Here is a 22695-nt window from a genome sequence, read left to right as displayed (position 1 = left end):
AATGAAAATCGGAATCGTCAACGACATGCCGCTCGCCGTAGAGGCGCTGCGGCGCGCGCTCGCCGCCCGCCACGACTACGACGTGTTGTGGATCGCGCAGGACGGCCAGCAGGCGGTCGATTTCTGCACGGCCCAGCGGCCCGACATCGTGCTGATGGACCTCGTGATGCCGAACGTCGACGGGATCGAGGCCACGCGGCGGATCATGGCGCGGGCGCCGTGCGCGATCCTGATCGTGACCGTCGACGTGGGCGCGAACGCGTGGCGCGTCTATGAAGCGATGGGCGCGGGCGCGCTCGACGCGGTCGATACACCGTCGCTCAGCGGGCCCGATGCGCATAAGAGCATCGCCACGTTGATCGCCAAAATCGACCGTATCGGCGCCCTGGTCAAGGAGCGCCATGCGCCCGGCGCGGCGACTGGCGCAGCGAGCCTCGGCATGGCGACGACACGCGATACGCCGCTGGTGGCGATCGGCGCGTCGGCAGGCGGGCCCGCCGCGCTCGCCACCCTGCTCGCAGGTTTGCCGAAGGATTTCCCTGCGGCAACCGTGATCGTGCAGCACGTCGACGCTTCGTTTGCGGCCGGCATGGCAGACTGGCTGAACCAGCAGTCGGCGTTGCCGGTGCGCATCGCCATGGAAGGCGACCGCCCGCAAGCCGGTGTCGTGCTGCTCGCCGCCACCGACGACCATCTGCATCTGAAATTGCCTGCTGTGCTGGGCTACACGCGCGCGCCGGAAGAAACCCCGTACCGTCCTTCCGTCGATGTGTTTTTTCATAGCGTGGTGGCGCGCTGGCCGGCTCGTGCGGTCGGCGTGCTGCTGACCGGGATGGGCCGCGACGGCGCGATCGGACTCAAGGCGATGCGGACCAAGGGCTACCACACGATCGCACAGGACCAAGCGACCAGCGCGGTGTACGGCATGCCGAAGGCCGCCGCGGCGCTCGACGCCGCCGCCGCGATCCTGCCGTTGCCACGCATCGCCGCCGCCCTGGCGGCCGCGATCGGCGCGCGATAGACGCCCGCTCGTCCCCCTCGACGCACGCGCCCCGAACATTGACATTCATTCTGGCAGAACACCATGGACACTCCTGAACCGAAACAGAACACCGCCGCGCCAAAACTCGCCCGACACGACGCGAATGCGCAGGCACCGGTGCTGGACGGAGCGGACGCGTCCAATCTCGCGGTCGACGACGCGCTCGCGCGCATCCTCGGCAATCCGCCCGCGGCCGAGTGTCCGATCATGGTGCTGCTGGTCGACGACCAGGCGATCATCGCCGAGGCGATCCGCCTCGCGCTGGCCGACGAAGCGAGCGTCGACTTTCATTACTGCGCGTCGCCCGAAGATGCGGTGATGGTCGCCGAAGACACGCGCGCGACCGTGATCCTGCAGGATCTCGTGATGCCAGGCACGGACGGGCTCACGCTGGTGCGGCAGTATCGGCAGAATCCGGCCACGCGCGATATTCCGATCATCGTGCTGTCCACCAAGGAAGAACCGCTGGTGAAAAGCGCGGCATTCGCGGCGGGCGCGAACGACTATCTGGTGAAGCTGCCGGACCGGATCGAACTGATCGCGCGGATTCGCTATCACTCGCGCTCGTATCTGAACCTGTTGCAACGTGACGAGGCGTATCAGGCGCTGCGTCAATCGCAACAGCAGTTGCTTGCGACCAATCTGGAATTGCAGCGGCTCACGCATTCGGACGGCTTGACGGGGCTATCGAACCGGCGTTATCTCGACCAGTATCTGTCGGCGGAATGGCGTCGCGGCACGCGCGACAAATCGGTCCTCGGCTTTCTGATGATCGATGTGGATAACTTCAAGGCCTACAACGACACCTACGGCCACGTGGCCGGCGACGAAGTGCTCAAACGGGTCGCGCAAACCGTTGAGTCATGCCTCGGTCGCTCTCCCGATCTCGCTGCGCGCTTTGGCGGCGAAGAGTTCGCGGTCGTGATACCGGGCACGTCGTCGGGCGGCTTGCGTCTGCTCGCGGAAAAAATCCGCCTCGCCATCGAGGGACTCGGGATTCCGCATTCGATGTCCGCAACCGGTGTCGTCACGATCAGCATCGGTGCGGCAATCCTGGTGCCGTCGCTGGACGAACCGGTAACGACGCTGATCGAAGCCGCCGATGTCGCGCTGTATCGCGCAAAGCGGGATGGCAAGAATCAGGTGGCGGTGACGGGCTGATTGCTGCTTATTGCTTGTCATCTGTCGCTTGCTGCTTGTCAGCTGGCACGCGTCGCTTGTCGCTTGCCATGCCATGTTGCAGATAGAACGCATCGCGCGGATATCTCGCGCGCCGGCGCCAGACAACTCAGGGCGTATCACCGCTGCGCGGGCGGTCATCCGCAGTGCCGGCGATGCTGGGACTTGGAGCCGGCATCCTCTCGCAATCCAGAACGCGCCGTCGTTCGCGAAAGAGCCGCTGAAGGTCGAGCAACCGGCCAGCGTCGCGCATCTGAACGCGCGGTTCACGCGCTGTAACAGATGTGATGGACAATGAAGGCGCACGCCCCCTCCCCGATATCCCCTGTACCTCGCAATGGCAAAGGAAAGCCTCATGACTTACGACGACAGCAATCCCTTCGCAAGGATTCTGCGTGGCGAACTGCCGTGCATCAAAGTGGCCGAGAGCGACGCCGCCCTCGCCTTCATGGACCTGATGCCGCAGGCCGACGGCCATCTGCTGGTCGTACCGAAAGAAAAGGCGGTGCAGATTTTCGAGTTGTCCGATGCGTCATTGACCGCGTGCATGCGCATGACGCAGAAGCTTGCGATTGCCGTTCGCGCAGCGTTGCGCCCGGACGGCGTGTTCATCGGCCAATTCAATGGCGCGGCGGCGGGACAAACGGTGCCTCACGTGCATTTTCACGTGATCCCGCGCTGGGAAGGCCAGCCGTTGAAACTGCATTCGCGCGACGTCGCCGATGCGGATACGCTCGAGGCGCTCGCAAAACGCATCCGCTCGCACTGGCGCGCCGCCTGATGCTGTTCTACGCGGTGCTTCCTTAACGTGGTTACGCGCCGTAACAACTGTAAAAGCCATTGAAACCAGCGGCCCGCGCTGCGCGGCTAGACTGCAATTTGCCTTGTACCCGCAAGGCATTGAGTGTGGATCTCTTTTTTCAGCCTGCCGGAAACGGCAGGCTTTTTTGTTTGTGCCTGCGCCGCCGCTTGCCCGGCACGAGCGCGTAAAAAAACCCGCGCAACGCGGGTTTCCGATTCATTTACCGATGGTACGGCGCCGGGCCGTGATGCGGCGGCGGACGATGATGGTGGTGGTAATGATGCGGCGGCACATGGTGGCAACGCGTGACCAACCGGCCATGCACCCATACGCGCTGGCATACGGTACGGGCGTTGGCCGCTGTCGGTACGAAAGCACTTGCGGTGACGGTCAGCAACATCAAAGACATCAGTTTGCGCACGAATTCTCCTGTTCAGTGGGCCGCCATTTTAAGAGGGCGGCTCGCTTCGTGCAGTGCAGCACGCAGAACAGGAGTTGGATCGTTTGAAACAATGCGTCAGGGACCCTCGCGTGGGCGACGCAGTGGATGCCGCCAGTCGATTCGTCGCGGTCTAACGTGCGCCGGACGCATGGGGTGAAGGTGGCGGTGTTCCTGCCACAATTCGTCGGAGAAAAGAAACGCGACGATTAGCAGCGGAATGACCAGAAAAATGCCCAATATCAGGTGCTCGATCACGGTGGCCTCCGAATCGCAGGAGCATGATTTCATTGTAGAGCACCACCCGTACCCAGCAGGTGCAGCAGCGCCGATAACGCCTTTGCCTTGTCTGCAAACTCGCTGCATGGGCCGCTTTTAACGGGGCGTGCTATCTGCATGGCATCGTTTATCTTCTGCACCTAATCCGTTATTTCGCATTTTCTGTTTGGTCGGTTGAATGACTTTGTGTGCGATGCACAACGTCAGGGTTTTCGATGTATTAAATCACTTAATTGACGTTACTCGTTTACGCCAATACGCAGCGCAAAGCTTTACTGGTTAAAGCGGTGCGACCAGCGGGTCTTTTAGTTATCCGTTTCAATGTCACACGTTTTGGCGACTGCTCAAGGATTAAGCACTCGGCATGCGCGCTGCGACAATTCGCCACTGTTGCGACCGCACACAAGATGTGCTTGTCGTTCTTTCTCATTCTCCTAAAGTGCTAGATGCGGGTTAAACGTTAAAGTTAAATACATAGCTAACCTGAGTATTCGACCCGCACCGGAGGAAAAAATGAAAGCACGATTCGCCGTTGTTTTCGCCATTGCGGGTTTGGCTGCCGCGACCGTTCAGGCGCAAGACGCCATGGTCAAGCCGCAGCAAACCATTCAGTTCAAAGCCAACGCGTACGGCTGTTTGTCGAAGGATAAACTCGACGCCGCCGACCAGCATGCGCAAGCCGGCGAACAGCAAAAGATGCAGGAATTCTTCTCCGGATATCAATGCGTATCGACGCCTGCAAATTCAAGTTTCCGCGTGGTGCGTGTGGTCGGCCACGACGTCGAATTCGTGAATTCGGGCAATAGCGATACCGAAGGGCTGTGGGCAAACGATCGATTTATCAAGCAATAACCTGAATGCGTTAATTCCGGCGAGATTCGCTGGAATGTGATTTTGCGCGCGTCAATCCCCTGGCTTTTTAGAAAGCCTCGGGGCGTGTAAATTCATGCGTTGAAAAAAGCGGCTTCGCATTGGAGAGATGCGCGGCCGTTTTTATTTTCACGGCTTGCAACGCATTGGGCCACGCGCAAAATGGCGGCCAAAAAAAACCGATGTGGATGGTGGTCCACATCGGCAGTACGCCTTCTCGCAAAGCGCAGGAACAACAGATAACCGGCAAACCTCAATGCACGCGCTTGCTGCGCCGGAACTGATCGAACAGCACCGCCAGCAGCAGAATCCCGCCGCGAATCAGATATTGATAGAAAGTCGGTACGTTCAGCAGGCTCATCGCGTCCTGCACGGAGCCCATGATCAACACGCCGACCAGCACGCCCGAAATCGTCGCGACACCGCCCGTCAGCGACACGCCGCCGAGCACACACGCCGAAATCACGCCGAGTTCGAGACCGACCGACGTCTTCGGATCGCCGAGGCTCATCCGCGATGCGAGCATCACGCCTGCAAACCCGGTCACGAGACCTTGCAGCACGAACACGGTGATCTTGATGCGCGTCACGGGCAAGCCAGCCAGCAACGCCGCCTCACTGTTGCCGCCAACCGCCAGCACGTTCTTGCCGAACACCGTCTTCTTCAACAGGAAACCGAACAGCACGAAGCCAACGATGTTGCTCCATATCGGATACGAAATGCCGAGAAACGAGCCGCCGCCGAGGTCGAAGAAACGCTCTTCGGAAATCATCACCGCGTCGCCATTCGACGTAATGAACGCGAGGCCGCGCACGACTTCCATCATCGCCAGCGTGACGATCAGCGAGTTGATCTTGTAGCGCGCGACCAGCACGCCGTTAAAGAGACCGACCGCGCCGCCCGCGAGCACGCCGGCCGCGACGCCGAGCATCACGCTATGTGTCGCGGTGATCAACGTGGAGGCGACCACGCCGGCAAACGCGACGATCGACGCCACCGACAGATCCACTTCACCCAACGCGAGGACGAACATCATCGTGACGGAGATCGAACCGATCAACGTGACGGACAGCAGCAGCCCCTGGATATTGCGCGAGCTGATGAAGTCCGGCACGGTGAACGACAGCACCGCGAACAGGATGATGAACACCATCACGATGCCGGACTTATTGATCAAATCCCACGTGCGCGCCGCTCGCGCGCTTATTCCGGCAGACGCGACGGCGGGGGTCGAGGAATCGGTTGAAGGTGTATTCATGATGTGTATTCCGTTTCAGTAGCGCGATTCAATTGCTTTGGCCTAAATCGTGTGGTGTCGTATGGTGTCGTGTTGTGTCGTGTTGTGTCGAACAGGAGGCGACGTCAGCGGGGCAGGGCCAGCTTGATCAATGCGTCCGGCGTGGCTTGCGCCTTCGGCAGATCGCCGACGATGCAGCCTTCCTTCATCACGAGCACGCGATCCGCGACGCCGATCACCTCGGCCAGATCGCTCGACACGACGATCACCGTGCGGCCCGCTTCGGCGAGTCCGTACAACAGCCCATAAATTTCGCTGCGCGCGCCGACGTCGATGCCGCGTGTCGGCTCGTCCATCAGGAACACGTCGATCTCTTCGGCGAGCCAGCGCGACAGAATCACCTTCTGCTGATTGCCGCCCGACAGCGTGCCGATCGGCGTATCGCCATTGCGCGTCTTGATCGCGAGCTTGCCGATGAACTCCTTCGCGGTCTGCGCTTCCTTGCGTCCGTTGAGCACGTTGAAGCGGCTGAAATGACGGCGGCAACTGATGTTGAGGTTGTCCGACACCGACGCGATAGACACGATGCCTTCCTGCTTGCGGTCTTCCGGACACAGCGCGACACCCGCGCGCACCGCATCGCGTGGTGACGAGAAGCGCACCTGTTTGCCTTTGAGCGTGATCTCGCCGGCAGCGGGTTTGACCGCGCCGTAGATCAGCTTCATCAACTCCGAACGGCCCGCGCCGACGAGTCCGAAAAAGCCGACGATCTCACCCTTACGGGCTGAGAACGTAGCCGGTTCGCGCAAGCCGCGTCCCATCAGATTCTTGACGCTGAGTTGCACGTCACCGAGTTCTCGCGAGCGATAACCGTACACATCCACAATCGAGCGACCCACCATGCAGCTAATCAGGCGTTCGCGATCGAGTCCCGCACCCGCTTCGAAGGTATCGATACGGCGGCCGTCGCGAAACACCGTCACGCGGTCGCACAGTTCGTAGACTTCTTCCATCCGGTGCGTGACGTAGATGATCGCGCGGCCTTCGGCCTTCAACGCGCGAATGATCCGGAACAATTGCGTCGTTTCACGCGACGACAGCGAGCTGGTCGGTTCGTCGAACGCAATCACGCGCGCATCGCGCATCAGCGCCTTGCCGATTTCGATCATCTGCCGCTGACCGATCGACAGATTTTTCACCTGTTGCGACGGATCGATCTTTTCGCCGAGCCGTTCCAGTTCGCGCATCGCGCGCGACACCAGCGCTTTTTCATCGAGCACGCCGAAGCGATTGGGCAACGCGCCGAGCATCAGGTTTTCGGCGACGGTCAATTCCGGCACCAGGTGCAATTCCTGATAGATGATCGCGACGCCCGCTGCGATCGCCGCCTTCGTCGTCGTGAATTGCTGCTCGACGCCGCCCAGCGACAACGTGCCCGCCGCCGGTTGATTCACGCCGGACAACACTTTCAGCAGCGTCGATTTGCCCGCGCCGTTTTCGCCCATCAGGCCATGCACTTCACCGCGCCGCACTTCGAGCGACACCTGATCGAGCGCAAGCACGCCAGGAAAGCGCACGGTGATGCCGTCGAGTTGCAGATACGGTTGCGTGCCGGGCTCGAAAGCAGTTGAGGGCGCTAACGCCGCCGCTGCGTCGCCGGAAGACTCAATGTGTGAGGACATCATTGGAAAAACCTCAAGCTGGTGAACATCTTTGCGGGCCGCTTGCGCCTCCACGCGCGCACGGCCCGCAACATGCGGGCTCGAACTCGAGCTCCGCCATACCGCTTCGCTTTACCGCTTATTGCCCGCTTAAATACCGAGTTCTTTCCGCACGTCCTGCCAGTTGCTGCGCACCATCAGCTTGCCGGTAGTCTGCGTATCGGCAGGCGGCTGCTTGCCCGCCTTGATCCAGTCGACCAGGTTCTCCGTGCTGTCCTTGCCATGGTTGGTCGAGCTGACCGCGATCGTGCCGTAGAAGCCCGTCGGTTCTTTCTTCTGGAACTCGGCGAACGCTTCGCCCGCGCCGTTGATGCCGACGCCGATCACATCCGCCGCGGGAATATGCAGTTGCTCGGTAGCGCGCACGCCGCCCAGCACGCTTTCTTCGTTCAGCGCGAAGATCACCCACTTCTTGATGTTCGGATGCTGCGCAAGCACCGGCGACGATGCGTTGAAGCCGCCTTCGTCATCGGTGGTCTTTTGCGGCGCGTCGAAGATGTTTTCCTTCTTGAAGCCGCCGGCCACCAGCGTTTGCGTGGCGCCGTCAGTGCGCAGCTTGGCGGTCGGCAGTTCGTAGTTCGTGATGCGCAGTGCGCCGACTTCTTCCGGCTTCCAGCCGCGACGCTTCATCTCTTCGGCGATCGCCGTGCCGACCTGATTGCCGATCTTGAACGCGGACATGCCCAGGTGCGGCACGTTCGCGAGCGGCTTGCCGGTGGAGTCCACCAGTTGATCGTCGACGGTGACGAACTTCATGTTGTAGCGCTTCGCACGTGCCTGAATGGCCGGTCCGAGACGCACGTCGGGTGCGCAGATCACGAAGCCTTGTGCGCCTTGCGCGCCGAGGTTGTCGATGGCGGCCAGCACTTTTTCACCGTCCGGCGTGCCGATGTTGACCACCGTGAAGCCGTCCTTCTGGCCGAGCGCGGTCGCGGCCTTCTGCTCATTGATGAACCACGCCTGTTCCGGCATTTTCACGAGGAAGCCGACTTTAAGCGGCTGATCCGCGTGCGCGGAAAATTGCAGCGCGAAGGGGGCGGCGAGGGTCGCGGCGGCGATTGCGGTAAGGGTCAAACGGCGAAGCTTGCTGGTCATGTCTGTCTCCTGTTGATCTGGAATCAGCGCTTTGGCTGTCGATCAGAGGTCACGCCGTGGCGTGTGACTCCGGTCTCGTGCGAAGCGCCTGCTCCTGTCGCATACAACGTAGTTGCTGAGGTTAAAAAAGCTGCTTTGATGTCATTTTTCGCAGCGGGGGGCATGCTCGGCGGCGTTAGCCAGAGCGTGGGTAAGCAATGCGCGGCGTCGCGTATTTCACGTCACGTCGCACGACTGGCCTGGCACACGCGCCGGGCCGCGCCGCTTTGCTGCCAACCGCGCGGTGGGTGGCAACGCGAACGTCACGCGTCACGATCAAGCCGCCACGTAGGCCGTTTTCACGGCCGTCCAGAAGGCTGCATCGGTCGCGCCATACGCGGACGCTTTGCGGCCGCCACCCGGCGCGTGATGCTCGACGGCGGTGGTCGGCAGATTGATCGTCACGAGACCGCTTTGCGCGTGACGGCGAAAATGCCGCGCATGGGTGAGCGAGCGCGTGCAGATGCCGGCGCACAGGCCGTAAGTGGTGTCGTTCGCCAGATGCAGCGCGTGCTCGTAATCGTCCGCGCGCAACACGACAGCGAGCGGACCAAAAATCTCTTCTCGCGCGATACGGTGTTCGGGCTCGCCGACGAATAGCGCCGGTTCGAAGAAGTAACCGCGCGTCGCGCGCTCCAGCTGAACGCCGCCACGCAGCAATTGCGCGCCTTCCTGCTGGCCGATGCGCACGTAGTCGAGACTGCGCTCCAGTTGCGCGGCGTTCGCGACCGGGCCGATATCGGTGCCGTGTTTCAACGCGTGATCGACGGAAAGTCTGGCGAGTTTCGCCTGCAACGCTGCGACGAACGGCTCGAACACGGCGCGCTCGACGATCAGCCGCGCCGACGCCGTACCGCGTTGACCGGCCGCGCTATACGCGCCGTTCAGCGCGGCATCGACGGCGCTGTCGAGATCGGCGTCGGCCAACACCACAAAAGGATTCTTGCCGCCCATTTCGAGCTGCACGCGCGCCTGGCGAGCGGTCGCGACCTGCAGCACGCGCGAGCCGGTTTCCGCCGATCCGGTCAGGCTGATCGCCGCCACCAGCGGATGCGCGACGATCCGCTTGCCGACCTGCCGGCCGCTCCCCATCACGAGATTGAACACGCCAGCGGGCAACCCCGCGCGGCTGATAATCGACGCCAGCGCCGCCGCGCACGCCGGGGCCGATTCCGCCGGTTTGAACACCACGCAGTTGCCGTGGGCGATCGCGGCGCCGATCTTCGCCGCGGCAATCGCCAGCGGCGCGCTCCACGGCGTGATGATGCCGATGACGCCGAGCGGTTCGCGCGTCACGTCGATCTCGACCTCGGCTCGCGCCGACGCCACCGGCTCGGCGAGCGCGCGCAACGCTTCGGCGGCGAACAGCTTGAAGATCTGGCCAGCGCGCGTCGCTTCGGCGGCGGCCTCGGGCAGCGTCTTGCCGACCTCACGCGCGAGCAGCCGGCTGAGCTCGTCGCGGCGCGCCAGCACTTCGGTGCCGATTGCATCGAGCGCGTCAGCGCGACGCTGCGCCGACGCCAGCGACCACTCGCGAAACACCGCATGGGCGGCTTCGATCGCCGCATCGGTTTGGCGCACGTCGGCCCGCACGTATTCGCCGACCGGCTCGTCCAGGTCCGACGGATTGAACGACACACCCGTGGTCGCGCCCGTCTCCCATCCGCCATTGATGTAATGGCGAAATGGGCTGGCAACCAGCGGAACGAGTGGATCGCGGTTCATCGACGGAAAGATGCCAAGTGGGAAGTTCGAAAAGTCCACGAATGGTATGAGCCGCCCCAATAACTTTCCAATCCCTTTTTTGGCCTTCCAGATATCAATTCTGGTATAGCATCATGGTGCCCGACCGGGACGAAGCTTCCGGCGGATCGGCTTCCAACGGTCAACAAAAAAGCTCGGAGACATGCATGACGCGTAGCTATTCGAACTGGTTCGTGCGGGCGCGGCTCAAGACGCGCCAGTTGCTGCTGCTGGCGGCGATGGAGGAGGAGGGCAACGTGCGCCGCGCCGCCGACGTGCTCGGCATGACTCAACCCGCCGCGTCGCGGCTGTTGAAAGAGTTGGAGGACATGCTGGAAGTCAGCCTGTTCGACCGTACGCCGCACGGCATGCACGCAACGTTGTACGGCGAAGTGATGATCCGGCACGCGCGCATGGTGCTATCCAATCTGAGCCATGCACACGATGAAATCTCCGCGCTGCGCGCCGGTCTCGCCGGCCAGGTGCGGATCGGCGTGATTGCGGCGGCCGCTGCGACGATGGTGCCGCGCGCGATCGCCAGCGTGAAACAACGTTATCCACAATTACAGATCTGGACCGAGGTCGAAACCTCGGACGTGATGCTGCCGCGGCTGGCCGAAGGCGAACTCGACATCATGATCGGCCGCGTACTGGAGCGGCAAAACCAGTTCAAAGCCGAAGTCCGCTACGAACCGCTCGCCGACGAACCGCTCTGTGTGGTCGCCCGCCCTGGCCATCCTCTCGAAAATGAGACAGGTTTGACGCTGCGCGGAATCGTCAATGCGAGTTGGGTTTTGCACCCGCCGGGCAGCGTGCTGCGCCATCGCTTTGATCTGGTGTTTTCGCAAATCGGGCTGAATCCGCCGCAAAATGTGGTCAATACCAACAATTTTCTGGCCATTTCGAGCCTGCTTCTTCAAAGCGACATGTTGGCGGTTTTACCTGACGAAGTGGCGCGTCAGTACCAACAGTACGGTGTGCTGAAGCGTATTCCGATCGATTTACCGTGCAGGATGGATACATTCGGTATCATCACGCGCCAGTCGCATCTGCTTTCGCCCGCGGCCTCCGTCGTACTCGAAGCCTTGCGGGAAGCCGCTGCCGAGGTCTATGGCACGCCTGCCGAGGCGGCAGTGGCGCGATAAATGCTTCTCCCATTGGTATGACGGCCGGTTAACGGCCCGGGGAGAAGCAGGCGATGTACAACAAACACGGAAAACGGCAACGCGCCGTCGACGATTCTTTTTCTGTTCGCTCCGGTGGAGCGAGCGCCTGGTTTAGCAACGGCATGGCTCTCAAATCGACGATTTACAAGGCGGAACTGCAGATCGCCAACATGGACCGGCACTATTACGCCGACCATTCGCTGACGATCGCCCGCCATCCCTCCGAAACCGACGAACGGATGATGGTCCGCGTCGCCGCGTTCGCGCTGTTCGCGCAGGAACGCCTCGAATTCTGCAAAGGTTTGTCGGACGTCGACGAACCGGATTTGTGGCAGAAGGATTTGACCGGCGCGATCGAAACGTGGATCGAAGTCGGTCAGCCGGAGGAACGGCGGATCGCCAAGGCGAGCGGACGCTCGAACGAAGTGATCGTGATCGCCTACGGTGGCCGGACTTCCGACATCTGGTGGCAAGGCGTGCGCAATAAGGTGGAACGCCTGCGCAACGTGACGGTGTGGTCGCTGGATGAAGAGGTGGCTGCGTCGCTCGGCTCGCTCGCGGAACGCACGATGCGTTTGCAATGCACGGTGCAGGACGGCGAAGCATGGCTCGGCAGCGCCGATGCCGATGCGGTAAAGGTCGCCTGGACAGTGTTGAAGGAACCGGCCAACGCCTGACGGTTGGCCCTGACGCGCAAAGGGTCAGAGAGAAGTCATACGCGCCGCTTCAGGCGGCCCCTTCAGTTCGACCATATTGCCCTCCGGGTCGAACAGATACAGCGACGGCCCAAAGCCGTCCGCGCCATAGCGTACTCCCTGTTCGCCCAGGCGCACGCCGTGCGCGGCCAGATGCGCTTTGAGCGCGTCGGCGTCGAACGATTCGACGCGCAAGCACACGTGATCCATATTTCGTCCCGCGCCCGGTACGCCATTGTCGGCGTGGTCGAGCTTCGCGCCGACCTGCAACAGGTCGATCAGCGAGCGGCCAGCGCGCAATTGCGTCAGGCCCAGATCGCGTTGCTCCTTTTCGACGCTGCATCCGAGGACATCGCAATAGAAATGCGCCATGGCCTCGACGTTCGTCGCCCGGATGACAACGTGATCGATCTCGCGAATATGGATTTTCATGTCGAACGCCCCTCGCTGTTTCGCAGAACGGATGATTAGCCAGTGTAGAAGAAAGGGCCACGCTGCGAGCGGAGATGCCGGGATCGACCAGAAGGGCCGGATCGAAAGGAAAAATTGGGAAACTACAGACGAAAAAAAGCCCGCTCTATGTGGAGCGGGCTGAATCCATATCAGGAGGAGACATGGAGGAGACAGGTACTAATATACACATGGGGTTGGTGCGACGCAATAACTTTTTAAGGGAAAACCCGACATCGGGCCAAATTGTCGCAGTTTTTAATAATTTTTAACGTAACGGCTGCCTGGCGGGGCCTTGCGCCGATACATGACCGCAATGACAGAGCAAGAACCGGGGCGTAGTGTGTCGGCATATTGGTTAAATTGGTGAGCATCGACCTCGACCGCCTATCTGGAACCATCATGAACGGCATCACCGATCCTACCGACACCGACCGAGCATCAGACAGCGCCAGCTGGGCCTCCGACGACGAGCGCTGGGCCGCCGTCACGCGTCGCGAGCCCCAAGCCGACGGGGCATTCTTCTACGCGGTCAGAACGACCGGCGTGTTCTGCCGCCCGTCGTGCGCGTCGCGCCAGCCACGTCGTGAGAATGTCGCTTTTTTCGCCGATGCCGACGCCGCGCGCGCCGCGGGCTTCCGCGATTGCAAACGCTGCCAGCCGGGCGGCTTGCCGCGCGAACTGGAAATCGTGAAGCGCGCCTGTGCCGCATTGGATGCCGATCCGCAGCGGCGTCTCACGCTCGCGCAATTGAGCGACGCCGTACACGTCAGTCCGTTCCATCTTCAGCGGTTATTCAAGCGCGTCGTGGGCGTTTCACCGCGTCAATATCAGGCCGCACAGCGGGGCGCCGCGTTGCGCGACGCGCTGCGCAGCGGGGCCGACGTCACGCGGGCCACGCTCGACGCGGGCTTCGGCTCGCCATCGCGAATGTACGACAGCGCGCCGGCCGAACTGGGCATGGCGCCGTCCGCGTATCGGCGTAAGGGAGCGGGACTGACCGTGCGCTATGCGATCGCGCCGACGTCGCTTGGCTTCGTGCTGGTCGCGGCGACGGAGAAGGGCATCTGCAAGATCGGTTTCGGCGACGACAGTACGCTGCTGATCGACGAATTGCGCGGCGAGTTCGTCAACGCCGATCTGTTGGAGGATGCCCGACAGTTGGCGCCGTTCATCGCGCAGATCGATGCTTATCTGCGCGGCACGCGTCAGGACTTCGACCTGCCGCTGGATATCGCCGCGACCTCGTTCCGGCAGCGTGTGTGGGACGCGCTGCGGCGCATTCCGTACGGCGAAACGCGCAGTTATTCACAGATCGCCGAAACAATCGGCTCGCCCCGCGCCGTGCGCGCCGTGGCGACCGCGTGCGCGACGAATCCCGTGGCGCTGGCGATTCCCTGTCATCGTGTCGTACAAAAAGGTGGGGCGCTCGCGGGATATCGTTGGGGCCTGCCGCGCAAGGCGGCGTTGCTCGATAACGAAGCACAGCACGCTAGCGATGCGTCATCTCGTCGGAATGATCGCGATCGCACGCAGAAATCTCGCCTTGACGATTTGGAAACGTCTGTCCCTCCCAAACTGGACCACGCCGCGTGAGCACGCTTGACGATGTCGCAACCCTGGAACTGCCGTTCAAAGCACCGTTCGACTGGCCGCGCCTGCTGCGCTTTTTCGGCGGTCGCGCCACGCCGGGCGTCGAAGCCGTCGAAGACGGCGCGTACCGCCGCGCAATCGATTGGACCGGCGATAGCGGCACGTTAAGTGTGCGTCTGCATCCGCGCAAACGGTGCCTGGTGGCAAGCATTGAAGGACCGGTGAGCCGTCACGCGGATGCGCTCGCCGTCCCGATTGCAAAGATGTTCGATCTGCGCGCCGATCCGAAAAAGATCGGTGCCGAACTCTCTGCCGATCCGTGGCTCGCGCCGCTGGTCGAAGCCGTGCCCGGTTTGCGCGTGCCCGGCGCGTGGTCGGGTTTCGAACTCTTCGTGCGCGCAATCGTCGGCCAGCAGGTCAGCGTGAAGGCGGCGACCACGCTCATCGGGCGGCTGGTGCAGCGCGCCGGCGAGCGCATCGACGGACATCCGCATGAGAACACCGCATGGCGTTTTCCGACCCCCGCCGCTTTGGCCGCCGTCGATCTCGCGCAGATCGGCATGCCGGGTAAACGTGTAGCGGCGTTGCAAGGTTTCGCGCACGCGGTCGCCACCGGCGACGTGCCGGTCGACAGCAATGCCGTCGACGCGGATAGTTTGCGTGCTGCGTTGCTCGCGCTGCCCGGCATCGGCCCGTGGACGGTCGAATATGTCGCGATGCGCGCATGGCGCGATGCCGACGCGTGGCCGGCGTGGGACCTTGTGCTGATGCAGTCGATCACCGCGCGCGACCCGTCGCTTGTACGACCCACCCAGCAACGCGCGCGTACCGATGCGTGGCGGCCATGGCGTGCGTATGCAGCGATGCATCTGTGGAACGAGGTGGCAGACCGCGTGGGTGCCACGCGTGGCGGCTGATCCGGCGTTCAACGCAACAGCTGAATGGTGGCGGAAACGGAAGGCCCTTCAGGGAAAAACGCGAATCGCGGAAGGCCCGGGCGGCGAGTAGAGTGGGACAGTAGCGACATCGTGCACCACCGCCGGGTTCGGCTGAAAAGCACCCAGGACCGCGCACCAGCGGGCTCGCCCAGGCTGCCGAAGCGGCCTCAAGCAGGCGTCGTAACGAGATGTTAAAGTGCCCGCTACTGAAAATTCCGCCGGACGTTGTCAACCGCGCAGTGCTGCCGCATGCAGTCACGCGGCACATGGCGGCCGACAACGCCCGACTCGCATCAATGCCAAACACCACATCTTCCCGCACGACCGACGCGTTCCTGCACCGCCTGTCCGTGCTGACTTCGGGCCCGCAGCGCGATGCGCTGACGCGCGGCCTGCGCGGCATCGAGAAGGAAAGCTTGCGCGTCACCCATGCGGGTCAACTCGCATTGACGCCGCACCCGCGCGCGCTGGGTTCGGCGCTCACGCATCCGTCGCTGACCACCGACTATTCCGAAGCCTTGCTCGAACTGATCACGCCGGCTGAGCAGGACGTCGCGATCACGCTCGACAAACTCGATACGCTGCATCGCTTCGTCTATGCGGAACTCGGTGACGAGATCCTGTGGAACAACTCGATGCCGGGCCTGCTGCCCGATACCGACGACGGCATCCCGATTGCGAATTACGGCAACTCGAACATCGGCAAGCTGAAATACGTGTACCGCATCGGCCTTGCGTTGCGCTATGGCCGCACGATGCAGTGCATCGCGGGCATCCACTACAACTATTCCCTGAACGAAGAGGTGTGGCGCCTGCTGCATGCCGACCAGCAATCCACGGCGAATGCGGTCGATTTCCAGTCCGAACGTTACCTTGCGCTGATCCGCAATTTCCGCCGCACTAACTGGCTGCTGATGTACCTGTTCGGCGCATCGCCGGCTTTGGACCGGCGCTTTCTCCGCGATCGAAAAAACACGCTGGAAACCTTCGACGCCGACACGCTGTACCGCCCGTACGCGACCAGCCTGCGCATGAGCGATCTCGGTTACTCGAACACCACAGCGCAGGCCGCACTGCACGCTGACTACGACACGCTGCCCGGCTATCTCGACGCACTTGCCAAAGCGGTGAGCCAACCGTACCCGGCATACGAACAGATCGGCACGCAACGCGATGGCGAGTGGGTACAGATCAACACCAACGTATTGCAGATCGAAAACGAGTTCTATTCGACCATTCGTCCGAAGCGCATAACGCATCCGGGCGAGCGTCCGCTGCATGCATTGGCCGCGCGGGGCGTGCAATACGTCGAAGTGCGCTGCATGGACATCGATCCGTTCGAGCCGAGCGGCATTTCGTTGGAGACGTCGCGCTTTCTCGATGCTTATCTGCTGGTTTGCGCGCTCGACGACAGCGCACTGTTGCCGCCCGATTCCTATGCGGAAGCAAACCAGAACTTTGGCCGCGTGACGATGGAAGGTCGCAAACCCGGCCTTGAACTGGTCCGCGACGGTCAACCGGTTGCGATGATCGACTGGGCGAATGAATTGCTCGCCAAGATCGACGCAGCGGCTGCCGCACTCGACACGTTGCAGGGCGGCGATGCGCACGCTCGCTCGGTGCAGGTTCAGCGCGCGAAGCTGGCAGACGCGTCGCTCACACCGTCGGCGCGTGTGCTGCAAACCATGCGCGACAAGCAGCAGAGCTTCCTGGCATTTGGTCTGGAACAAAGCGAAGCGCACGCCGCGTATTTCCGTTCGCGTCCGCTGGATGCCGATCAGGCAAAAGTGTTCAGCGATCTCGCCACGCAATCGCTCGAAGAACAGGCCAAGCTGGAGCGCGAAGAAGTCGGTTCGTTCGACGCATTTGTCGCAGCTTATCGCGCGTACACGTTAAATCGTTTTAGCGTCTGACGAGTGTGCCTGAGGCAGTGAATGCAAAAGCGACCGGCCAGGTCGCTTTTTTATTGCGCGCAGGTAACGTCTACGTGATGACACGGCGGACGCAGAGCGCGATCGGCAAATTCTCCACGCGTTCCGACGATTCTCTGATCGAGGTGAAACACCATACCGATGCCATGGTCCAAACTCACATGAAACGGTCCATCGAGGGAGGGCTTATCGTGATAAACAAAATTCTATTGGCCGCGCTGTGTGTTGCCGGTGTGGCCGCGGCTGGGTGTTCGACGCAAGGGCAGGTCAATCCGGATGTCATGCAGGTCGCGACCACCCCGTTGACGTGCTCGGATGGCGCCCAATGCGATCTCTGGTGGCAACGCGCGCAAACATGGGTGCAGAACCACTCGACGTACAAAATCGAATCGGCGACCCGTTCGCTGATCCAGACCGCTGGCCCGGATGGTGGCAAACGCGCGCTCGCGTATCAGATCACCCGTACCGCGAATCCCGATGGCACGGCGACCATCGGCTTTGCTGCGCATTGCGATGGCTCGATGGGCTGCAAGCCGAATCCGTGGGAAGCGGGCGCGGACTTCAAGGAGTTCGTGCGAGGACAGAGCGGTGCGGGCGCGAATGCGCCGCAGGGTAACGCGACGCCGTCGCAACCTGCTGCGACAACGGCACATCCGGATGCGTCGCAAGGTCAATCGATTCCCGCGGCGAATGGCGAGGCCATGTCGCAATAGTGAAGAAGGCGCGCAATCAGGCGATGGCGGACTATCGCTGGTGCGCGCCTTTGTTTGATGCGTTGAAGCGATGCATCAACGCATCAATGCCCCATTGAAGGGCCGGCGCCCTTACGCGGCTTCGTGACCCAGACGAGTACGGCAAGCACCAGAAACGCCGCACAGGAAATGCGGAAGAAATCGTTGGTTGCCAGCATATAGGCCTGGGCTGTCACGGTCTGATTCAACTGTGCAGTGAGGCCGTCGCCGGATAAACCGAGGCTCGCCAATGCGTCCTTATATGCGTTGGTATTCGCTGAATACACGTTCACCGAATCGGTCAGTATCGCGTGATGGTGAATCGTGTCGTTCTCCCAGAACGTCGTGCTGATCGCCGTGCCGATTGCCCCCGACAAAGTCCGGAAGAAGTTCGACAGACCGGACGCGCTCGCCAGCCGCTCATCCGACACGCTCGAGAGCGTGATCGTCGTCATCGGCACGAAGAAGCAGGCCACGCCGATGCCTTGTATGAGACGCGGCCAGATCACGTGATTGAATGGCACATCGAGCGTGAAAGTCGAGTTCCAGAACGACACGAACGCGAACACGATAAACGCGAAGCTCGCCACCATCCGCAGATTCAGCCGATGCATGTTCTTGCCGATCATCGGCGACAACACCAGCGCGAGCAGGCCCACCGGCGCGGTCGCCAGACCCGCGAGCCACGGTGTGTAGCCCATCACGGTTTGCAGCCACAGCGGGAAGATCACCACCGACCCGAAGAACGCCATGAAGCCAAACGAAATGATCACCACGCCGAGCGCGAAATTGCGGTCCTTGAACAGCGAGAGATCGACGATAGGCTCGGTGTCCGTCGTCTCCCACACCAGCAGGAACGCAATCGACACCACCGCGATCACCGCCAGCGTGACGATGAATGTCGAGTTGAACCAGTCGCGATCCTTGCCGAGGTCGAGCATCATCTGCAGACACGACACGCCGATCACGAGCAACGCGAGGCCGATTGCGTCGATGCGCTGCTTGCTGGTTTTCGTCTCACGACCGCGCAGCAGAATGAACGCGCATACCGCCGAGAACACCCCAATTGGCACGTTGATATAGAAAATCCACGGCCACGTGTAGTTATCGGTGATGTAGCCGCCCATCACCGGACCGAAAATCGGCGCGCAAATCACGGTCATCGCCCAGAGACCCAACGCGAGCCCGCGTTTCTCCGGCGGATAGGAACGCATCAGAATGGTCTGCGAGAGCGGGACCATCGGCCCGGAGACCAACCCTTGCAACAGCCGGAACGCGATCAGCGATTCGAAGTTTTGCGCGAAACCGCACATCGCCGAGGCAACCGTGAAAAGCAGCACGGACAGCGTGAACAGCTTGGCCTCGCCGACCCGCCGCGCGAGCCAGCCGGTCAACGGTACGGCAATCGCCGACGCGACCGAATACGATGAGATGACCCAGGTGCCCTGGCTGGTCGCCACCCCGAGGCTGCCGGAAATGGTCGGTACCGCGACGTTCGCAATCGAGGTGTCCAGCACCTCCATAAACGTGCCCAACGCGAGGCCGACGGTGAGCAGCGCAAGCATTCCGCCCTTGAGCGGCGCGGGTTCGGCTGCGGGCAGCGCGGCGACGGAAGCCGTGGCATCCATATTTTCTTCTCCTCAGCTGGGAAAGCTTGTCACGGCAGCCTTATCACGCCTGACGAATGGCGTGCTTACATGCCGGAACACCCTCTGCCCAGACAGATATCTGCAAACAATGACGCTCTTAAAAGCGCCTCTTTGGTGATTGCGGATTGCTCGCCTTATTCCGGCGACGATCCTTCAGACGAATCTTTCTGCGACTCCGGCTCGGCGTCCTGCTGCGGCCCCAACCCGCAACACAATCCTGACGGCCCATCCAGCCCGTTCGCGATAAAACGGCTCAGCAACTCAATCAGCGTCGCATGTTCGGCGGCGGAAAATCCGCGCAACTGCTCGTTCAATACTGCCGCGCCCAGACTGGGCAATTGCCGCGCGGCTTCGTGGCCCTGTGACGTCAGTTCCAGCTTCACCATCCGGCGATCGGCATCACTTCGCGTGCGGACCACAAAGCCTTTCTTTTCAAGGCGATCGAGCAAACGCGTCATCGATCCGCTGTCGTAAGACATTGCTCGCGATAACTCGAATGGCGTGCTCGCGCGTCTGGACGACAGCATCACGATCACGCCGATCTGCTGGGCGGTGAGACCGAGCGGCGCGACAGCGCGATCCGTCCGTTCGACCAGCACGTTGCGCGCTTTCGTCAGGTAATAGCCGAGGCTCGACTCCAGAGGAGTCGTGTCCGCGTTGTAGGGGCCATCAGTCATTGTGTTTCCGGAACATCGACGAGCAAAACGGAGTTTAGCTGCCTAAGCAGGCAAGTCAAATCTCATTCACGCCATGCATACGACTGAAAAACAACAGCCGCGCCGCGCGTAGGGCGAAGTATCTTGAAATTTGATTGCATAGTCAATATTATGACAAGCAACGAGTTACGCGCGATCCGCGCCACCCGAGACCATGTTCTGACCGATTTTCTGCTCGTCGCGCACGCGGCGCGCAAACAAGGATTTCCCCATGCTGTACCTTAAAAACACCCTTGGCGGCCTGGGCCGCTCTCTGACCGATTCCGCACTAAACAGCTTTCAAGGCCCGAACCGCTGGTGGAAACTCGCGCTTTTCGCCGTGCTGGTCGTGGTGCCGGGTGGATCGGTAGGGGTGGTGGTCATGGCATGGGTCGAGCATCGGCGGGGACGGAAGGGCAGTAAGGCTGGGTCCGACATGGCGAGGATCCCAGCGTCGGTCACGGCTACGAGCCTTGTGCCGGCAAGCACCGTCACGCCCACCACTGCGTGTCACGCACGTGGCGATGCCCCGTGCCGCGCAGCAGCGGGCAAGCAGGCCCGTCAGGCGAAGTCGACGGAATCACGGGTTTAACGCGTCCAGCGGTAACAACGTGTAACCATCGCGGCCGTCCAAGTAACACCTCTGCACTCTTCCTCGCATTACCCTTTCAGTTTCCCGCGCTCGCGGGCTCATACGCTAACATTCCGGCAGACCAAGATCTCGCCCCGCCGACGGTGCCGCCATCGGCCGCATCGCGGCGTCCAGAAGGAATTCATTGCATGCAGTCTGATCGACTCTCGCGCGCGAGGCCGTTTGCGCCTCGCGCCCTGACTATCGCGGTAACGGCGGCGCTCTCCACGTTGCTCGCCGCTTGCGCCGTCGGCCCCGACTATAAGCGGCCTGCCGCCGAGATCCCGGCTTCGTTCAAGGAAGCTGCGCCGGGCTGGAAAGTCGCGCAGCCGGCCGATCAGCAGGATCGCGGCGACTGGTGGGCCATTTACGAAGATCCGCAACTCAACGCACTGCAGGACAAGTTGAACGCCGCGAATCAGACCATCGCGCAATATGCGGCCGCTTACCGGCAGGCGCGCGCGCTTGTGGGCGAGGCAAGGGCCGCGTATTTCCCGACTGTCGGTGCGTCGGCGGGTGCGACGCGTTCGGGCACCGGCGTGTCGTCGACGGGAAGCTCGAACACCAACCGTTCCGGCGTCAGCAATAGCTTTAACGTACAGCTCGACGCGAGCTGGGAGCCTGATCTGTGGGGTTCGGTCACGCGCACGGTCAACGCGCAGAAAGCCGGGCAACAAGGTGCCGCCGCCGATCTGGCCAACGCGAGCCTGTCGGCACAGGCCACGCTGGCCCAAACGTACTTCTCGCTACGCGCGCTCGACTCCACGCAAAGGTTGCTCGACGACACCGTAGTCGCCTATCAGAAGACGCTGCAACTCACGCAGAACCAGTACGCCCAAGGCGTCGCGGCGCGCTCCGATGTGATTCAGGCGCAGACGCAGTTGCAGTCGGCGCAAGCCGCCGCCATCGACAACGGCGTGCAGCGCGCTCAAGACGAGCACGCCATTGCCGTGCTGGTCGGCGTGCCGGCGTCGGTGTTCTCGATTCCGCCTAGCCCGCTCACCGCCGCACCGCCGGCGGTGCCCGCGCAGATGCCGTCCGCGCTGCTGGAGCGGCGGCCGGACATCGCCTCCGCGGAACGCAAGGCGGCGGCGGCCAACGAGCAGATCGGCGTGGCGATTGCCGCGTTCTTTCCGTCGTTGACGTTGTCGGCCAGCGGCGGTTTCGAGAATTCGGTGTTCTCGCAATTGCTGACCGCGCCATCGCGCTTCTGGACGCTCGGCCCGCAACTCGCGGCGACCCTGTTCGACGCGGGTCTGCGCCAGGCCCAGACCGACGCCGCTCGCGCCGCTTATGACGCGGATGTCGCGACCTACCGTCAAACGATATTGGCCGCGTTCCAGGACGTCGAAGATAACCTCGCGTCGCAACGCATCCTCGAACAGGAAATCATCGTGCAACGGCAAGCAGTGGATTCGGCGCGTCAGGCGCTGGCCATCGTGACGAACGAATACAAGGCGGGCACGGTCGGCTTCATCAACGTGCTGACCGCGCAGACCACCGCGTTCACGGCCGAGCAGAGGCTCGAGGCATTGGCCGGTCAGCGGATGGTGTCGTCGGTGGGCTTGGTGAAGGCGTTGGGCGGCGGCTGGGACGTGTCGCAAATGAACCGCGAAACGGGCGATGTGGCCGCACCGCCTCCGTTGCCAGCGTCGTCGGCCATGCCCGTTGCGCAGAGCGGGGCGGTGCCGATACAGGTTCAGAACCAGTAAGTTCGGCGCTGATCGAGCGGGCGTCGATCACAAAACAGAAGAGGCATGACGCACATTG

At 62.1% G+C, this 22695-nt stretch carries 21 protein-coding genes; 13 read left to right on the top strand and 8 right to left on the bottom strand.

The window, feature by feature from the left end:
* The first annotated feature begins 1 nt into the window (after position 1).
* The 5 genes from cheB (at position 2) to sap1 (ending at position 4593) form a co-directional block, all read left to right on the top strand.
* Positions 2-1021 carry a chemotaxis response regulator protein-glutamate methylesterase gene (gene cheB, locus LMG28727_RS17705; RefSeq protein WP_201643600.1) on the top strand — a complete coding sequence of 340 codons (1020 nt, stop codon included), beginning with the start codon at positions 2-4 and terminating at the stop codon, positions 1019-1021.
* 63 nt (positions 1022-1084) lie between these two features.
* Positions 1085-2203, top strand: a complete 1119-nt coding sequence (locus tag LMG28727_RS17700) for a diguanylate cyclase (protein WP_201643599.1) — start codon at positions 1085-1087, stop codon at positions 2201-2203.
* A gap of 373 nt (positions 2204-2576) precedes the next feature.
* A complete protein-coding gene (locus LMG28727_RS17695) occupies positions 2577-3002 on the top strand; it encodes an HIT family protein (protein WP_201643598.1) in 426 nt (141 codons plus the stop codon).
* A gap of 123 nt (positions 3003-3125) precedes the next feature.
* Positions 3126-3332, top strand: coding sequence for a hypothetical protein (locus LMG28727_RS17690; protein ID WP_201643597.1), 207 nt, complete (start codon positions 3126-3128; stop codon positions 3330-3332).
* 922 nt (positions 3333-4254) lie between these two features.
* Complete coding sequence (gene sap1 / locus LMG28727_RS17685) at positions 4255-4593, top strand: surface attachment protein Sap1 (RefSeq protein WP_201643596.1); 339 nt, start codon at positions 4255-4257, stop codon at positions 4591-4593.
* Between the two features lie 67 nt (positions 4594-4660).
* Here sap1 and LMG28727_RS17680 read toward each other — a convergent pair whose 3' ends face one another.
* From LMG28727_RS17680 to LMG28727_RS17660, 5 genes are all read right to left on the bottom strand, one after another.
* Positions 4661-4813: a hypothetical protein gene (locus tag LMG28727_RS17680; RefSeq protein ID WP_201643595.1), complete on the bottom strand. Its 153-nt coding sequence runs from the start codon at positions 4811-4813 to the stop codon at positions 4661-4663.
* A gap of 51 nt (positions 4814-4864) precedes the next feature.
* Positions 4865-5869, bottom strand: coding sequence for an L-arabinose ABC transporter permease AraH (gene araH / locus LMG28727_RS17675; RefSeq protein ID WP_201643594.1), 1005 nt, complete (start codon positions 5867-5869; stop codon positions 4865-4867).
* 104 nt (positions 5870-5973) lie between these two features.
* Positions 5974-7533 carry an L-arabinose ABC transporter ATP-binding protein AraG gene (gene araG, locus LMG28727_RS17670; RefSeq protein WP_201643593.1) on the bottom strand — a complete coding sequence of 520 codons (1560 nt, stop codon included), beginning with the start codon at positions 7531-7533 and terminating at the stop codon, positions 5974-5976.
* Between the two features lie 126 nt (positions 7534-7659).
* The gene (locus tag LMG28727_RS17665; RefSeq protein WP_201643592.1) at positions 7660-8664 is read right to left on the bottom strand and encodes an arabinose ABC transporter substrate-binding protein; all 1005 of its coding nucleotides are present in this window, start codon (positions 8662-8664) and stop codon (positions 7660-7662) included.
* A gap of 315 nt (positions 8665-8979) precedes the next feature.
* Positions 8980-10428, bottom strand: a complete 1449-nt coding sequence (locus LMG28727_RS17660; RefSeq protein WP_201643741.1) for an aldehyde dehydrogenase family protein — start codon at positions 10426-10428, stop codon at positions 8980-8982.
* A gap of 185 nt (positions 10429-10613) precedes the next feature.
* Between LMG28727_RS17660 and LMG28727_RS17655 the strand changes: the two genes are divergently transcribed.
* Positions 10614-11591, top strand: a complete 978-nt coding sequence (locus LMG28727_RS17655) for a LysR family transcriptional regulator (protein WP_201643591.1) — start codon at positions 10614-10616, stop codon at positions 11589-11591.
* A gap of 143 nt (positions 11592-11734) precedes the next feature.
* Complete coding sequence (locus LMG28727_RS17650) at positions 11735-12289, top strand: YaeQ family protein (protein WP_201643590.1); 555 nt, start codon at positions 11735-11737, stop codon at positions 12287-12289.
* A gap of 24 nt (positions 12290-12313) precedes the next feature.
* Here the strand turns inward: LMG28727_RS17650 and LMG28727_RS17645 are convergent, their stop codons facing one another.
* The gene (locus LMG28727_RS17645; RefSeq protein WP_201643589.1) at positions 12314-12739 is read right to left on the bottom strand and encodes a VOC family protein; all 426 of its coding nucleotides are present in this window, start codon (positions 12737-12739) and stop codon (positions 12314-12316) included.
* Between the two features lie 420 nt (positions 12740-13159).
* On the opposite strand from LMG28727_RS17645, the gene ada reads away from it, so the two are divergent.
* From ada to LMG28727_RS17625, 4 genes are all read left to right on the top strand, one after another.
* Positions 13160-14353 (top strand): bifunctional DNA-binding transcriptional regulator/O6-methylguanine-DNA methyltransferase Ada, encoded by a 1194-nt coding sequence (gene ada / locus LMG28727_RS17640; protein ID WP_201643588.1) that lies wholly within the window; start codon positions 13160-13162, stop codon positions 14351-14353.
* The gene (locus tag LMG28727_RS17635; protein ID WP_201643587.1) at positions 14350-15267 is read left to right on the top strand and encodes a DNA-3-methyladenine glycosylase family protein; all 918 of its coding nucleotides are present in this window, start codon (positions 14350-14352) and stop codon (positions 15265-15267) included. The genes ada and LMG28727_RS17635 overlap by 4 nt, the downstream gene beginning before the upstream one ends.
* A 317-nt stretch (positions 15268-15584) precedes the next feature.
* Positions 15585-17201 (top strand): glutamate--cysteine ligase, encoded by a 1617-nt coding sequence (gene gshA, locus LMG28727_RS17630; protein WP_201643586.1) that lies wholly within the window; start codon positions 15585-15587, stop codon positions 17199-17201.
* A gap of 209 nt (positions 17202-17410) precedes the next feature.
* On the top strand, positions 17411-17932 hold the full coding sequence (locus LMG28727_RS17625) for a hypothetical protein (protein ID WP_201643585.1): 522 nt from the start codon (positions 17411-17413) through the stop codon (positions 17930-17932).
* An 83-nt stretch (positions 17933-18015) separates the two neighbouring features.
* Here the strand turns inward: LMG28727_RS17625 and LMG28727_RS17620 are convergent, their stop codons facing one another.
* Together LMG28727_RS17620 and LMG28727_RS17615 are read right to left on the bottom strand one after the other, a co-directional pair.
* Entirely contained in the window at positions 18016-19578 is a 1563-nt protein-coding gene (locus LMG28727_RS17620; RefSeq protein WP_201643584.1) for a DHA2 family efflux MFS transporter permease subunit, read from the bottom strand.
* A gap of 155 nt (positions 19579-19733) precedes the next feature.
* Positions 19734-20276, bottom strand: coding sequence for a MarR family winged helix-turn-helix transcriptional regulator (locus tag LMG28727_RS17615; protein ID WP_201643583.1), 543 nt, complete (start codon positions 20274-20276; stop codon positions 19734-19736).
* Positions 20277-20526: 250 nt separating this feature from the next.
* On the opposite strand from LMG28727_RS17615, the gene LMG28727_RS17610 reads away from it, so the two are divergent.
* Positions 20527-20886 carry a hypothetical protein gene (locus tag LMG28727_RS17610; protein ID WP_201643582.1) on the top strand — a complete coding sequence of 120 codons (360 nt, stop codon included), beginning with the start codon at positions 20527-20529 and terminating at the stop codon, positions 20884-20886.
* Between the two features lie 188 nt (positions 20887-21074).
* Positions 21075-22637 (top strand): efflux transporter outer membrane subunit, encoded by a 1563-nt coding sequence (locus LMG28727_RS17605; RefSeq protein WP_201643581.1) that lies wholly within the window; start codon positions 21075-21077, stop codon positions 22635-22637.
* Positions 22638-22695: the final 58 nt, after the last annotated feature.

Origin of the sequence: Paraburkholderia metrosideri (assembly GCF_904848625.1) — a bacterium.
Classification (GTDB): Bacteria; Pseudomonadota; Gammaproteobacteria; order Burkholderiales; family Burkholderiaceae; genus Paraburkholderia; species Paraburkholderia metrosideri.
This window is presented reverse-complemented; position numbering and strand designations above follow the sequence as displayed.